The organism is Anaerocolumna cellulosilytica (assembly GCF_014218335.1).
Taxonomy (GTDB): Bacteria; Bacillota; Clostridia; order Lachnospirales; family Lachnospiraceae; genus Anaerocolumna; species Anaerocolumna cellulosilytica.
Map to the genome: position 1 here is coordinate 988,137 of NZ_AP023367.1, position 15,512 is coordinate 1,003,648.

9 protein-coding genes are annotated in these 15,512 nt (G+C 37.8%); 7 read left to right on the forward strand and 2 right to left on the reverse strand.

The window, feature by feature from the left end:
• Positions 1 to 74 precede the first annotated feature (74 nt).
• Complete coding sequence (locus tag acsn021_RS04330) at positions 75 to 2,177, reverse strand: glycosyl hydrolase (protein ID WP_184090220.1); 2,103 nt, start codon at positions 2,175 to 2,177, stop codon at positions 75 to 77.
• Positions 2,178 to 2,679: 502 nt separating this feature from the next.
• Between acsn021_RS04330 and acsn021_RS04335 the strand changes: the two genes are divergently transcribed.
• From acsn021_RS04335 to acsn021_RS04355, 5 genes are all read left to right on the forward strand, one after another.
• On the forward strand, positions 2,680 to 4,038 hold the full coding sequence (locus tag acsn021_RS04335) for an MATE family efflux transporter (RefSeq protein WP_184090223.1): 1,359 nt from the start codon (positions 2,680 to 2,682) through the stop codon (positions 4,036 to 4,038).
• A 252-nt stretch (positions 4,039 to 4,290) separates the two neighbouring features.
• Complete coding sequence (locus tag acsn021_RS04340; protein WP_184090226.1) at positions 4,291 to 4,815, forward strand: C-GCAxxG-C-C family protein; 525 nt, start codon at positions 4,291 to 4,293, stop codon at positions 4,813 to 4,815.
• A complete protein-coding gene (locus acsn021_RS04345; protein ID WP_243182318.1) occupies positions 4,808 to 6,451 on the forward strand; it encodes a hypothetical protein in 1,644 nt (547 codons plus the stop codon). Before acsn021_RS04340 ends, acsn021_RS04345 begins: the two co-directional genes overlap by 8 nt.
• 53 nt (positions 6,452 to 6,504) lie before the next feature.
• Positions 6,505 to 7,233 carry a DUF6063 family protein gene (locus acsn021_RS04350; RefSeq protein WP_184090229.1) on the forward strand — a complete coding sequence of 243 codons (729 nt, stop codon included), beginning with the start codon at positions 6,505 to 6,507 and terminating at the stop codon, positions 7,231 to 7,233.
• A complete protein-coding gene (locus tag acsn021_RS04355; protein WP_184090232.1) occupies positions 7,226 to 11,656 on the forward strand; it encodes a hypothetical protein in 4,431 nt (1,476 codons plus the stop codon). The genes acsn021_RS04350 and acsn021_RS04355 overlap by 8 nt, the downstream gene beginning before the upstream one ends.
• Before the next feature lie 268 nt (positions 11,657 to 11,924).
• Here acsn021_RS04355 and acsn021_RS04360 read toward each other — a convergent pair whose 3' ends face one another.
• The gene (locus tag acsn021_RS04360) at positions 11,925 to 12,491 is read right to left on the reverse strand and encodes a hypothetical protein (protein WP_184090235.1); all 567 of its coding nucleotides are present in this window, start codon (positions 12,489 to 12,491) and stop codon (positions 11,925 to 11,927) included.
• A 363-nt stretch (positions 12,492 to 12,854) separates the two neighbouring features.
• On the opposite strand from acsn021_RS04360, the gene hydE reads away from it, so the two are divergent.
• The gene (hydE, locus tag acsn021_RS04365) at positions 12,855 to 13,913 is read left to right on the forward strand and encodes a [FeFe] hydrogenase H-cluster radical SAM maturase HydE (RefSeq protein ID WP_184090238.1); all 1,059 of its coding nucleotides are present in this window, start codon (positions 12,855 to 12,857) and stop codon (positions 13,911 to 13,913) included.
• Positions 13,914 to 14,071: 158 nt separating this feature from the next.
• On the forward strand, positions 14,072 to 15,490 hold the full coding sequence (gene hydG / locus acsn021_RS04370; protein WP_184090241.1) for a [FeFe] hydrogenase H-cluster radical SAM maturase HydG: 1,419 nt from the start codon (positions 14,072 to 14,074) through the stop codon (positions 15,488 to 15,490).
• Positions 15,491 to 15,512 lie beyond the last annotated feature (22 nt).

The following is a 15,512-nucleotide window of genomic DNA, read 5'->3' on the forward strand; positions in this document are numbered from 1 at the left end:
TTTACAACTATTGATTAGCGTGGGTGCTAAAACATGCAGACTAAAGGTTGATGTAACTATAAGGTAGGAATTCTTTATGGTTCAACACCCAAGATTAATTCACCGTCATAGTAAACTAAGACGTTAGAATTATTCCCATAGGAATAATCATTGGATTGATTATAAAGGCTCCAGTCATTTTTAGTAAATCTTGTGTCAAAGATTAAGGTTGAACCGGCTGTTAATTTATCAGTTGTATTAATCTTTAATTCCAGATAGGAATCAGCATTTGTTTTTGGTGCTGCTAATGAATGGAAGCTTCCGCTGGCAGAGGAATTGTGAGATACATACCAGGGAGCCTTATTATACTGTAGTGCAGCTGTGTCGCAATAAAAATTCTCTGAAGCTGACCCTTCCTTTGTATAATAATAACGGATTGTCAATTTGGACAAGTCAATATCACTGCCGCTTTCGTGTTTCAGGCGAATATTGTTCTTAATTGTATTGGTGGATGCCGCAGTATTACCTGTATTGGTTAAAGTAAGGGTAAAATCTCCGGAAGGAATAGGTGTAGTAGTTGGTGTCACCGTAGGAGTTACGATTGGAGTTACGATTGGAGTAACGGTTGGAGTAACGGTTGGAACTCCGGTAGGATTTGTCCCGTTAAAGTTAGGCAATTCATCTAAAGTAATTACTAAGTCGCTGTTATAAACCTTATTCACCATAGACGCCTCTGTGTATACGCCATTCAGATTACCATTATAGTCAATCAGAAAATCTCCGTACCATACGCCAAACCACAACCAGAAAGTATTGTCTCTTGACATTAAGTCAGGATTAACCATAACACCATTTTCTGTAAGTGCTGCCATTTTGTTGCCGCCGGAATAATTAACAGTTTTCTTAAACTGGGCAGTCTGAGCACTATAATTATGTTTATCGGCATAAATATCGGTTCCAACAATATCACAGTATTCATCTCCAGGATACCAGTCAGCATCCTGTCCGTTCCATACCCAAATCAGGTTATTTAACTCATGATAATAAGTCTGTCTGTCAAACATAAGGCGGTATAGCCACAGATAAGAACCTTCGCCTGCTGCTCCCCACCAGAACCAGCCGCCGCTGGCTTCATGAAGAGGACGCCATAATACGGTCACACCGGCATCTTCTAACTGGGCCAAATAACCGGAAATAGCATCAATATCACGTACCATCAGATAGGTTTCTTCTGTAATAGTACCGGCTTCATACATTGCTTTAATTTCAGATAAGGACTTCCTGCTGATATTTTGCGTCGTTACAGCCTTTGACAGGTCAAACGATGTTTTTTCTGTGTAGAAGGAAGCACCGCCTTTTGGAGCATGCCAATGCCATTGAAACGACGTAAGACCGCCTTTTTCATTCCAATCTAAAGCCAAATCTACCTCACCAGTGGAATGCCATTCGCTTGCAGGCGAGCAGAAGATAAAATCCAGCAACCGAATTGCAGGATATCTACCGGTTGTACGATATAAAGTGTCAAACTCGGTACTTTCATTTAAAGTACCGGACTGACCGGATAAGGTTTTTTTACCATAAATACTTCTTAAATATGTCATAATGTTTTTAGTCTTTTGATTGGCATTGGGATTAACTAATGTTGAAGTAGCAGTAGCATAAACGGAATCCTCGACACCGGTACCGTTTTTAATTTCGATGTAATCTAAATCGAACCAACCCCAGGATTCTTTAATAGATAAGGTAATAGTACCAGCCTCCAGATATACGCTTTCAATTACAGTATCACCCCACATAGCATCTCCCTTACAGTAGATAGTACCGGTCTGAGCACCATCAATATACAGGAAATTTTCCTTATAACTGTCAGCAGTACTTCGAATTGTGAAGGTGTAAAAACCTTCTGTTGGAATTGTAACAGGCATGGACCAGGAATTATTACCAGCCTGTGTAAAGCCTGTTGCGTAACCGGTTCCACTGTAACCGGCTCTTGTAGAAGCAGCCTTTACATCGCCTGTCATAGTAGCATCTTCTGCTTCAAGTTTCGTATAAAACTCCACAGCAGCTTCTGCCTTTGTAATACGGTTACCCGCACCAGTAAGAGCACTTAATGCTCCCGGAATACTGGTAAATAGCATGGATGCTGTAACCCCGAATGCAAGCACCATAGCTATTACTTTGTTTTTACTTTTCCTCATTAAAATACCTCCTTCTCAAAATTAATTTATTGCATAAGAAGCTTATAGGCTTCTTTTTGCCGGATAGAATTTATTTGTAAGGTAATTACCGATTTAATTGAGTAAGGGAGATGTGTCGTGATGATTAAAAATCTTTTTCGATGGTGGTTTGAGTATGACAGAATTATAAGCTTGTTTTGATTATATACCATATGGTAAAAAATGGCAACATATTTTGCACAATAAAATCATAAATTTTGTAACTATACCAGAAAGAGGACATAACGGGAAATTACAATTATGAAGTGTTTAAAACAGTATATCAGTGTATTACTATATTTATAGAAGCGTTTTATTGTTGACTTTTCTCAAAAAACGTGTTATTTTGTCCTAGGTTGAGTTGAAGTTTAGATTATTTTATAGTCATTATAGTTTAATTATAGAGTCTAGAATTAAATCTTTGCATATATTTGCAAGATTAATATTGAAAAAATAGTGCATTAGTAGTACACAAGGAGCGGTTATGAACATAAATGAAAAAATGGAGCGGAAACAATTTTATAAATTAGTACTTTCTCTGGTTATTCCTATGGCGTTACAGAATCTAATTAATGTAGGTGTAACCTCTGCCGATGTTATTATGCTGGGGAAAGTGGGAGAGACGGTACTTTCAGCCTCATCACTTGCAGGGCAGGTACAATTTATTATGACTCTGATATTTTTCGGACTTACCTCAGGTGCGGCTGTATTAACTGCCCAGTATTGGGGCAAAAAGGATATACGAACCATTGAAAAAGTTTTGGGCATTACCATGAGATTTGCGCTTATAGTAGGAATATTCTTTACGGCAGTGGTACTCGTGTTTCCGGCTCAGATTATGCGTATATTTACCTCTGAGGAACCGGTTATTAGAGAAGGTGTCGATTATCTGAGGATAATAGCATTTTCCTATATCTTTATAGCGATTACCATGATATATCTGAATATTATGCGTAGTGTGGAACGGGTAATTATATCAACGTTGGTATATCTGGTATCCTTAATCATAAATATAATATTTAATGCCATATTTATCTTTGGTTTGTTTGGATTGGAACCAATGGGAATTAAGGGTGCAGCGCTGGCGACCCTGATAGCAAGGATAGTTGAGTTCTTAATTGTATTGTTCTATTCTAAAAAAATAAACAAAGAAGTCCAGTTCCGCTTTAAAAACCTGCTGGTTCGAGACAAGTTACTAATGAAAGATTTTTTGGAGTATTCTTTACCGGTAGTAGTAAACGAACTTATGTGGGGGGCTGGAACAGCTGCGAATGCAGCTATTATAGGACATCTGGGACAATCTGTAGTTGCGGCTAATTCGGTTACTCAGGTAACCAGACAGTTGGCAACAGTAATCGCCTTTGGTCTAGCGAATGCGACAGCTATTATTCTGGGGAAAGCCATTGGAGAACAAAAAGAAGAGCTTGCTAAAATTTATGCCAAGCGGCTTATCCGACTTACCCTGATACTTGGTGTAATTGGTGCGATCGTAGTACAGGGGGTATCTCATATTGCTAAAGCTAATATGAATCTAAGCGCAGAGGCCAACTCGTACTTGGGTATAATGATGTTTGTTATGTCTTATTTTGTTATTGGACAAGTGTATAATACTACAATGATTGTAGGTGTCTTTCGTGCGGGTGGAGATACCCGTTTTGGTTTGGTGTTGGATGTAATAACTCTTTGGGGGTGTTCAATCCTGCTTGGATTTATAGCGGCTTTTATTTTGAAATGGTCCATTCCAATTGTTTATATCATTATAATGAGTGATGAAATTATAAAGATTCCATTGTCAACCTGGCGTTATAAGTCTATGAAATGGCTTCGGAATGTAACCAGGTAAGGCGTATGTTTGAGGGGCTGTTGCAATAATAAGTTTGCAACAACCCTTTCTCTGCTTTCATTTAAGTATTTGCGCTCTTTTTCCTGGTATGTTAAAATATAATGTAGATTTAGGAAGAATTGTATAAGTATATTTGGCAAGTCTCTTGTTTTGATGATTTTGCCTACTTCCTGTTATACATACTATAATTGAAAGGATGAGGAATTATCATATCCGGTAACGGATAAGGTAGTTTATAAAAATGGGAACGTAATGGAACGTACAGACATAATAAATAGCAAAGAAAAACAAGAGGCTGTCAGATTGCTTATAGCAAACGAGGAATTAACCTGTGCGCAGAAAGCAGGGGAACTGTTTATACTAGGTTATAACTGCGCACAAGCCGTATTTTTGGCATTCTATGAGGAATACAACATGGACTTTGACACAGCATTAAAATTGAGCTCCTCCTTTGGCGGCGGAATGGGACAATTAAGAGAAGTCTGTGGTGCGGTAAGCGGTATGTTTATGGTTGCAGGCTTAAAATATGGCTACTCAGATCCCACAGATAAACAGGGGAAAGCCGGGCACTATGAAAGAATACGGGAGTTGGCAGGTGGTTTTAAGGAAGAAAACGGTTCCATGATATGCAGAGAGTTACTTGGCCTTTCTATTACCGAGCGTCAGGAAGAGAGAAAAACGCCTATAAAAAAGAAGCCTTGTAAAGAATTAGTAATGAATGCCGCAGATATTTTAGAGAATTACATAAAGCAGAACCCTGATATAATAGGTGAATAAACGTTTTGATGAAAGGCTGACTATGGAATTTGATTTTTTGAAGCAGTTTCCCAAGCGTATGAAAAACATCGGAGCCTATGCTCTGTTATTTAAAAATAGTATGAATAAGGGAACCTGGAAACAATATGGGTTTGAGGAGTTTAAGGAACAGACGAACTTAATTTTTGCGCTGCTCTTATATCTGATGGAGCAATCCTTAAGAGGTGAGCCCTGTACCATGGATGATATCGGCAGCTTCCTTGACCAGTGTAATATGCGCTGGTTTAAAAAGCCAATTTCTTATGAAGACTGTAAAGGGCTTGGAGATTTTATAATAAATGTGATACTTTGTGACGAAGGACATACTATGTATTTTCAAGGTTTTGACTTCGAAGAGGGGGAATACCGTGATATCCATATTAGCTTTGTTGCAAACAGGATTGTCTACTTAGAGGAAGAGTTAAAGCGAACTTCATATTATTTGACAGAGGACGGTTATAACCTTCTCTTGTCAACATTAGAGATGGAAGGAAACCTAAAGTTTACTGTACATGAAATGATTTTCAAACTTCATCTGGAGAAGGCTTCTTATGACAAAGCGGCTGAAGATATAAAAAACATATTTAACCTGCTTCGCATACAGCTGCAAAAAATTACCGAGGCAATGGCAAGAATCCGCCAGAATGCATTATCTTATTCTGTTCAGGATTACAAAGAACTGTTAGAAGAAAATTTAGATACCTTATCGGATACAAAAGGTAAATTTGCCGGTTATAAAGAAACGGTTGCAGCAAGAGTCAGAGAGTTGGAAGAAATGGACATTAATATTCAAAAACTGGATAAGAAGGATTCAGAAAGCTTGTTCCATCTTAAGACCATTGAAGGATATTTAAGTAAAGCGATAGAAGAACATCAGAAAATATTAATTACACATTTTGATCTGAAGACACTGTATACAAACGAATTAGAAAGCTTATCCAGAATGTCCTTTATCAAACGATTCAGACTGCGGACAGATCTATATGATAAGATACTTAGCAACCCGGTTACCTTAGGGCAACTGGATTTTTTTATGCACCCCTTATATAATCAGCCGATTAGTCAGAGTTACAATTTAAATAAAGCATTTGAAGAGCAAAAGAGTTCCCTGCATAAACAGGCAGAAGAGGACGAAATCATTTCCTTTGAAGAAGAACAATGGCTTAGGGAGCAAAGCCAGAAGCAGGCACGTAAACAAAAGCAGTATAAAAATTCTGTGGGGCTGCTTTTATCTGTGATAAAAGAAAGACAAGAGACGACTCTTATGGATATGTATGAAAGTCTGTCAGAAGCTGAAAAAGGGTTGCTATTCCCAAATGCAGAAATATTTAAAGAAATTATGATTGAACTGTTAAAAGCGAAACAAATTGATATTCAGTCAATGTTACAGGAACAAAGAGAACAGTATGTTGAACCTGTATCAGGATTTCAACTAAATGAATGTATTCTTGAATTAATAAAAGAACAGGAAGATTTAGAGGAAATTACTTGTATATGGGTGGAAAAGGCGGAGGGTGCGCCAGTTATCCTTTCTGTTGTGTCGGAAGAAAATGGGATCGTTAAGAGGATAACCTGCTCAAATATCCAGTTTTCTGTGGATAGAAGTCTGAAACAATAAGCCGATTGTGGATAAGCATGAAATATGTAAAAGTTTTGAACAGGAGGACTGCTATGGCCTATGAAATAGAGGAAATTAAAAAGAGTCAGCAGATTTTTTATTATCTGCTTAAATACAGGGAGCTTAAGGAAAAGGAAGAAGGAGAATTATACCAAGCCTATACTGAAAATGAATCGGTTATGAATCTGGTAAAATCACAGGGAGAAGCTGCCGGTAGTGAAATTGTCAGGTATGGAAATGTAATATACTTAATTCCAAAAGAGGACAATGATGTTCTGGGTTATTCCAAATCCCAGCTAAAAGCTGCCCTGTGCCGGTCAGGAGCTACAGATAAAGATTATTATCTATCACAATTTGTAATTATTACTCTGTTAGTTGAATTCTATGATGCCCAGGGCAGCAGTAGCAAGTCACGTGATTTTATAAAGGTAGGAGAACTGCTTAATTGTATTTCAGCCCGTCTGCAAGAAGGAATAGAAAAGGAACAGCTTCTAATAGAGCAGGATAAAGAAGAGGAAGCAGGACTTGCCTTTGCCGAAATGTCTCAGGCCTTTGAAGCCCTGCGCAGTGAAGAAAAGGGCTCAAGGGCAAAAACTACGAAGGAAGGTTTTATTTATACCATTTTAAATTTTCTTCAAAAACAGGGGTTAATTGAATATGTAGAGGCGGATGAAATGATTCGTACAACACAGAAGTTAAACCATTTTATGGACTTTAATCTTTTAAATAAAAATAATTATAACCGAGTATTAAACGTATTGGGGGTGACAGAGCATGAGTAAGATTAATAACATTCGTATTGTTAACTTAAATTACAATAATAACTCCATACGCATTGAGGACGAGACCTTTCAATTGGGAGGGGACAGTACTTTATTCTCACTAAGGAACGGTGGTGGTAAGTCCGTACTGGTTCAGATTTTGACAGCACCCTTTGTTCATAAGCGTTATCGGGATACCAAAGACAGACCTTTTGCCAGTTATTTTACAACGGGCAGACCTACTTTTATACTGGTAGAATGGGGGTTAGACGGAGGTGCTGGCTATGTATTGACCGGAATGATGGTTAGAAGACGTCAGGATTCCGAAGAAGAACATCCAGAAGAACTTGAAGTTATGCAGTTTATTCATGAATATAAGGAAGCAAACCTTTATGATTTGAAAAATTTTCCCTTAACAGAGGAAGTAGAGGAAGCGGGAGAAATCACCGGTAAAAAGTTATTAGGATTCCATCAGACAAAACAGGTCTTTGAAACATTGAAAAAAGGCCGTGTCTATCAATTTGATTATTATGATATGGCATCCCCCAGCCAATCCAGACAATATTTTGAACGACTGCGGGAGTTCAGGATTTATTATAAGGAATGGGAAACTATTATAAAGAAGGTAAATCTAAAGGAATCAGGTCTTTCTGAACTGTTTATGGAAGCTAAGGATGAAGGAGGACTTACTGAAAAATGGTTTTTGGATGCGGCTCAGAACAAACTGAACCAGGAAGACAATAAAATCAAGGAATTCGGTAGAATTGTTTATAAATATATCAGGCAGTATAAAGAGAATAAGACCAAAATACTTCAAAAAGAGAACATAATAATCTTTAAAGAGGATACACAGAAAATCCTTAGCCAGACGGATGAATACTTACAAATATTAACAGAAAAGAAAGCGTTAGCCGGTAAGATTGGCGGACTTATAAAAGGTCTTAAAAGCCTAAAAGACAGCAATCAACAAGACTTAAGCAGGTTTGAGGCAAGACTTAAGGTATTAGAAGAAACGCTACAGCAGATTGCTTGGGAAGAACTGTCCTATCAAATTTACCAGTTAGAAGATGAGAAGAAGAACTGGGAAAGTAAGAGAGAGACTTATCATCAGAAACTTGTAAAGCTTCAGTCAGATAAAAGTGTCTTATTGAAACAAAAGCATATTTTAGAGACGGCTCGATTAAACAGAGAATTTACTGAGCTTTTAAGGGAAGTGAAAGAATACGAGAGTGCTTTAGAGCTTGCAAAGCTTAAAAATCAGGATTTGGAACCGGAACGTAACAACTTAGGCTATAATTTAAGGTGTCATTATGAGGAACAGGAACTATCAAAGAAGAATTGTTTAGAAGAGCTGCAACAGCTAATCATGAGGAAGGAAGAATTCATCGCCCTTGAAAAAGAAAAAATAGAAGAAAGAGAACGTAGGCACCAAGAGTCAATAATTAAGCAGGGTAATCTAAAAGCAAGAATTGATAGTTATACAGACATAGAAAAAAACTTTAATTCCAGATATGGAGAAAATCTATCTCGTAATATTCTTGGTAATTATGAAGAAATTTACCTAAAGGATTTGGCGTACTCCTATCAACGGCTTTATCGGAAGAAAAACCAGGAAGCAATACATTTAAAAAGGGAAAGGGAAGAACAGGAAGAAACCATCTATAGCTTAGGCAGAAATCTTGAGGATTTACAAAAAGAGCTTGGAAGTCAGGGTGCTTTGCTGGATACCCTTAATAAGGAATATAAAGAGTATGAGGCAGCTATTAACCTTAGAAAAGAAATCATAAAGTATATTCATTTTCCAGAAGAAAAGCTTTTTCAGACGGAAGATATCGTTAATAGTTTTATAGATAAAATTACTCAGCGGAAAGAAGCAGTCAGAACCTTTGAACGAGAGCTGGACCGGCTAAAAGAAGAATATAAAAAGCTGGAATCAGGGCAGATATTGGAACTGCCAAAGGAGCTGGAAGATACCTTAAGCACTATGGAGATACACTATGTTTTAGGAATGGAGTGGCTAAAGAAAAATTGCCGGACTACGGAAGAAAATCAAAAGCTGGTTAGCAGAAATCCCTTTATTCCTTATAGTATTATAATGAGTGAGTCGGAATTAATTAAGCTTAAAAAGCATGAACTTGGTGTGTATACGTCCTTTCCCATACCGATTATTTATCGGGAAGATTTGGAAAAAGTTATAGAAGAGAAGAAGTCTCAGGTTATAACGGGAGAACAGGTTAATTTCCTTTTACTTTTTAACCAGAAGCTGTTAGAAGAAGAAGAACTTAAAAAACTGTTGCTTCAAAAGCAGGAGGAAATTAAAAAGACAGAAGAGATACTGAAAGTACGCTATGAAGAATGCAGATTCTATGAGGAAAAGAAAAATGCTATCGAATATCAAAAGCTGTCTGAGAAGGCTTATAAGTCCTGCTGCCATAAAGTTTCCTCTGCCGAGGAAAGAACAAGGGAGGTAGAGGAAGAACTGTTAAGAACCAGACAGGAAAAAGAGAGGAGAGAAGCCAGGCAGAAAAAGATTCTGGAGGAACTTGGTACGCTCGGACTGGACTTGAAAGAAATAAATGAAAAAGAAATATCTTTTCAGACGTTGCAGGAAAAATACACCTTGTACCAGGAGCAAAGAAAGCAGAACGAGATTCTTACCCAGCATATTGCAGATATTGCAAATGATATTGCTGTCTCTAAAAACAAAACAGATGAATGGAACAGCCAGAATAAGGAGAGCACGAAAGAAAGCTTTGGGATAGCCAATGATTTAAAGTTCATTCAGAGTAGGATTTTATTATACGGGGATTACCGAACAGGAGAAAAGCGTAACGAGTCTGTGGAAGAATTAGAAATCCGCTACGAGGCAATAACCAAAAAATTATCTCAGGAGCAGCAGACCTTAGAGCAGCAATTGGATAAAGCCAGGTCTAAACATAAGGAACGGGAAGAAGAACTAAAGTATAAAGAAAATTATTACAAATTAAATCCTTCGGATTATAAGGGTGTAACCTATGACAGAAGACAGGAGGAAGCCATTGAAAAGGAAATGGCAGAGATAGAGGTCAAGGAAAAGGAAATAACCGGGCTATCTACAGAGATTTTTGCAAAAGTGGCTGTCTGTGAAAGTAAAATTTCAGATAAGAAAAAAGAATTACATAAGAGATTACAAAAACCGGATTTGATACAAAGAGAGAAAATTGCTAACACCAATTTTAGCAGTCGTATAAAGGAACAGTCGGTGGGAAAGGATATGGTTGTTAAGGAGATTGCTTTCTTTCAGAAAAAAATAGATTTATACGATGACAATTTATTAAGTCTTTCGGAATTTTATGATTTGGATGGAACGGTAACAGAATTTTACGAGCAAAAAGATTGTCTAAAGCTTATGGATTTTTCCAAAGAGGATTTAATTCGATTTAGGGGGAATTTATTAAGAGATTATCGTCAGGCAGAAACCAAAAGAAATGAAGCTAAGCAGGAACTTTCAGAGATATTACACCAAATAATGAGCAAAGAAGCTTTTTCTGAGGAGTTCTTTAAAAGACCACTTGAAACAATGTATCAGCTTATCGGTGATCCGGCAGCTTTAAAAGAGCAGTTACTTTTAACACTAAGTGTCTATGAAAGTCTGCAAATAAAGCTGGAAATTGATATTTCTTTAGTCGATAAGGAAAAGGATAAGGTTATGGAGCTTTTGCTTGAATATACAGAAGCGGTACATAAAAATTTAGGTAAAATCGATAAGAATTCAGCAATTAAAATCCGGGATAAATCAGTTAAAATGTTACGTATTAAATTACCTGACTGGGAAGAAAATCTTATCTCTTACCGTTCCAGGATGAAGGATTTTGTGGAAAGTTTGACTGGTAGAGGCCTTGAATTATTGGAGAAGAATGAAAACATTGAAGAGATGATAGGCAGCCAGTTAACCACTAAGAATCTTTATGATACCGTAGTAGGAATCCGTAACGTAGAGATAAAGCTCTATAAAATCGAAGAGTTGAGAGAATATCAGATAAGCTGGGCAGAAGTTGCAAAAAACTCTGGTGGTGAGGGTTTTTTATCCGCTTTTGTAATTCTTTCAAGTCTATTGTCCTTTATGCGTAGAGAGGATACAGATATTTTCTCTGAATATGAGGAAGGGAAAGTATTGATTATGGACAATCCTTTTGCCCAGACCAATGCAGCCCATCTCTTGAAGCCTTTAATGGATATAGCTAAAAAAAGTAATACACAGCTTATTTGTCTGTCTGGCCTTGGGGGAGATTCTATCTATAATCGTTTTGATAATATATATGTGCTGAATTTAATCACATCCAATTATAAAAGAGGAATGCAGTATTTAAAAGCGGAGCATGCTAAAGGAGAGAAAGAGCAGCAGAGAATGATTTCTACTTACATTAAGTCAGAAGATATGGAGCAGATTGAATTACTATTTTAAAATAGGAGTATCTACAATGCTTGCTAGTATACCCCGTTGCTAGACGTTCAAAATTGGATAAAAAGATTTCAGACACACTGAGAAAAAGATTAGGGCTGCTGTAAATGTGTTTCGCTATACTCGGAACAACCATTCACAGCAGCCCTTACATATAGAAGATAGTTGGTAATTACGAAACAGTCCTACCAAATACAGCGTTTCGCAAACACCTAATGAAAGATAGAAAAGAAGGCATAAGAGTACCTATTAATAATATTAATTCTAATGATTAGAAACATTGGAAAGAACGGATTCTATTTAAATTAATCCTCTGATAAACCCATCCGAAACCTCTCCAGCGAAAGCCGAAAACCGCCTGTCTTCCCACAAAAATTGGAAAGAACCAAAAACTGCTGCCATTATTTAACCAGATAAAAGTGAATCTATTTAAACATCCTCGTATTCCTCTAATACCACTGGAACGAGTCGGTGCGGGCGGCACAAATCCAGGAGGTGCCATCGTAGGTGCCGGTGGAAGCTGTCCGCCCCTAAAAGGCATTTCATCGTCAAAATCAAATCTGTCATCGCGTCTGTCGTCCCGTCTGCCATCGCGTCTGTCGTCCCGTCTGTCGTCCCGCCTGTCGTCCCGTCTGTCGTCGCGTCTGTCATCCCGTCTGTCGTCTCGCCTGTCATCGCGTCTGTCATCCCGTCTGTCATCCCGTCTGTCATACCTCCAAGGTGGCTGGTCACCTCGCATAGGCTGTTGCATATATGCCAGTTTATGGTTAATAACCGGCTCTGTTGCATTTTGCCCCTGAACCTCGGCATTTATTTTATTTTGCTGATCGTCCTGCAAGAATATTCCCCTTTCAAATTTATAGTATAATTTATGCCAAAAGGATAGCAAGGGTGATAATTTTTACTTTTTTCTATTTACATTAAATACGCAAAGGTGTATAATAAAATCAACACTTGTTAAAAAAATAACATATTAACATACATATTTCTATTTCCAGCAGCTAAATCAATCATTTAGTACATAAAATATATAAGTAAGAGTCGTTCTGAACACAAGGGTATGTCCCAAGTGAAAAGGCGGAGAAGCTTAACCCAAGAGAATTTGCTAAATTAGCAAATATGTTTTGGCGTATCATCCTTGTGCCTTTGAAAGACGCAGGGATTTTTTTTGTTTAAAATATAAAAATGGCAGGTAAATTATATGTCTTATGTAAAAGGTTTAATAGACAAATTATCGATGGAGAGATTGTTATCTAAAGAAGAATTTATATCACTGCTTAAGGATTACTCAGAGGAGGATGCCAAGTACAGCAAGGAAATTGCCAGGCAAATTGCTGGTAAATATTTTGAGAATCAGGTTTATACCAGAGGGCTCATCGAATTTACTAACTATTGCAAGAACGACTGCTATTATTGTGGTATCAGGCGGAGTAATACGAATGTGACCAGATACCGGCTTACAAAAGAAGATATTCTTAATTGTTGCGAACAGGGATATACATTGGGTTTCCGTACCTTTGTCCTTCAAGGCGGGGAGGACACAAAATATTCTGATAGGGATATGGTAGAAATAATTACCGCTATAAAACAAGGCTATCCGGATTGTGCTCTGACCTTATCGTTAGGAGAAAAATCTTTTGAAGCATATGAGATGTATAAAAAGGCAGGTGCTGACCGCTATCTGCTTCGCCATGAGACTGCGAATGAGGAACATTATAAACAGCTTCATCCTTCCTCTTTAAGTCTACATAATCGTAAGCAATGTCTATGGAATCTAAAGAAATTAGGCTATCAGGTGGGAACTGGTTTTATGGTAGGTTCTCCTTACCAGACAGCAGAGGCATTGGCAGAGGATTTTTTATTTATCAAAGAACTGTCGCCTGCCATGGTGGGAATAGGTCCGTTTCTTCCTCACCACGATACACCGTTTAAAGATTTTGAAAAAGGTTCCTATGAACTGACCTTGTATTTAATCAGTTTATTAAGGCTGATGCTTCCAAATGCCTTATTGCCTGCTACAACTGCACTTGGAACAATACATCCTTTAGGCAGAGAGGCGGGTATACAGGCCGGTGCCAATGTGGTTATGCCAAATCTTTCTCCGGTTAGAGTCAGAAAACAGTATGAGTTATATGACAATAAAATCTGCACTGGAGATGAAGCGGCGGAATGTAAGATGTGTCTTCAAAGCAGAATGAGAAAAATAGGGTATGAAATTGTAACGGCCCGAGGAGACTTTGTTCCCTTTTTGGAAGCATAGGCAAAGATAGATATACAGCAGTAAGGCAAGAGAACAGAAGCCGTTCTCCATTAATTTGAATCAAGTGACAAATATATTGAGAAAGCAAAGGGAAAGGATACTGCAAAACTATTCTTTAGGAAAAAGCTTCCGAAGGTAAGTTTACAGTCAGGTAGTGTATGTATAATGTAAAATCAAAACATGCAGAAGAATTTATCCATGATGGAGAAATCAAAGAAACCATCGAATATGCCATGGCAAACAAAAGCAACCGTGCCTTAATACAGAAAATTATAAAAAAGGCAAAGGATATGAAGGGAATCAGTCACAGAGAAGCACTTGTCTTATTAGAATGTGACCTAGAAGATGAAAATCAGGAAATCTATCAGCTGGCGAAGGAGATTAAGGACAAATTTTATGGTAACCGTATCGTCATGTTTGCCCCGCTTTACTTATCTAATTATTGTGTCAACGGCTGTGTTTATTGCCCATACCATTATAAGAATAAGACAATCAAGAGAAAGAAACTGACGCAGGAGGAAATTAAGGCGGAAGTAATTGCTCTTCAGGATATGGGGCATAAACGCCTTGCTCTGGAAACCGGAGAAGATCCAGAAAACAATCCACTTGAATATGTATTAGAAAGCATTAAAACCATCTATTCGATTCAGCACAGGAATGGAGCAATCCGCAGAGTAAATGTAAATATAGCTGCTACTACCGTTGCGGATTATCAAAAATTAAAGGATGCCGGAATTGGAACGTACATTCTGTTTCAAGAAACGTATCATAAGGCAAATTATGAAAGTCTTCATCCAACGGGGCCAAAACACAATTATGCCTATCATACAGAGGCCATGGATCGTGCCATGGAGGGAGGCATCGATGATGTAGGACTTGGCGTACTATTTGGTCTACATATGTACCGTTATGATTTTGTAGGGCTTTTAATGCACGCAGAGCATTTAGAGGCAGCTATGGGGGTGGGGCCCCATACCATTAGTGTACCGAGAATCCGTCCTGCAGATGATATAGACCCTACAGAGTTTAAGAATTCTATTTCTGATGATATTTTTGAAAAAATAGTGGCAGTATTAAGAATTGCAGTACCCTATACGGGTATGATAGTATCCACCAGGGAATCCCAAAAGACCAGAGAAAGGGTATTACAGTTAGGGGTAACCCAGTTAAGCGGAGGTTCAAGAACCAGTGTGGGCGGTTACGTTGAACCAGAAGCCGAAGCGGATAATTCCAAGCAATTTGAAGTAGAAGATAAGAGATCATTGGATGAGGTAGTTAACTGGTTGCTATCTTTAGGATTCATTCCAAGCTTTTGTACTGCCTGTTATAGAGAAGGAAGAACCGGTGACCGTTTTATGAAGCTGGTAAAATCAGGACAAATTGCAAACTGCTGTCAGCCCAATGCTTTAATGACTTTAAAAGAGTATTTGGAAGATTATGCTTTATCAGATACCAAAGATAAAGGGGAGAGGGTTATTGACAAGGAACTGCATAAAATCACCAATGCAAAAGTCTGTCAGATAGCACAGGATTATCTGATACAGGTAGAAGAAGGAAAAAGAGATTTCCGTTTTTAAAATGGATGCATTAGAAACACTG

What these genes read in the sequence shown, in the direction of transcription:
- acsn021_RS04330 (WP_184090220.1), bottom strand. Translation starts at nt 2,177, where the DNA reads ATGAGGAAAAGTAAAAACAAAGTAATAGCTATGGTGCTTGCATTCGGG.
- acsn021_RS04335 (WP_184090223.1), top strand. Translation starts at nt 2,680, where the DNA reads ATGAACATAAATGAAAAAATGGAGCGGAAACAATTTTATAAATTAGTA.
- acsn021_RS04340 (WP_184090226.1), top strand. Translation starts at nt 4,291, where the DNA reads ATGGAACGTACAGACATAATAAATAGCAAAGAAAAACAAGAGGCTGTC.
- acsn021_RS04350 (WP_184090229.1), top strand. Translation starts at nt 6,505, where the DNA reads ATGGCCTATGAAATAGAGGAAATTAAAAAGAGTCAGCAGATTTTTTAT.
- acsn021_RS04355 (WP_184090232.1), top strand. Translation starts at nt 7,226, where the DNA reads ATGAGTAAGATTAATAACATTCGTATTGTTAACTTAAATTACAATAAT.
- hydE (WP_184090238.1), top strand. Translation starts at nt 12,855, where the DNA reads ATGTCTTATGTAAAAGGTTTAATAGACAAATTATCGATGGAGAGATTG.
- hydG (WP_184090241.1), top strand. Translation starts at nt 14,072, where the DNA reads ATGTATAATGTAAAATCAAAACATGCAGAAGAATTTATCCATGATGGA.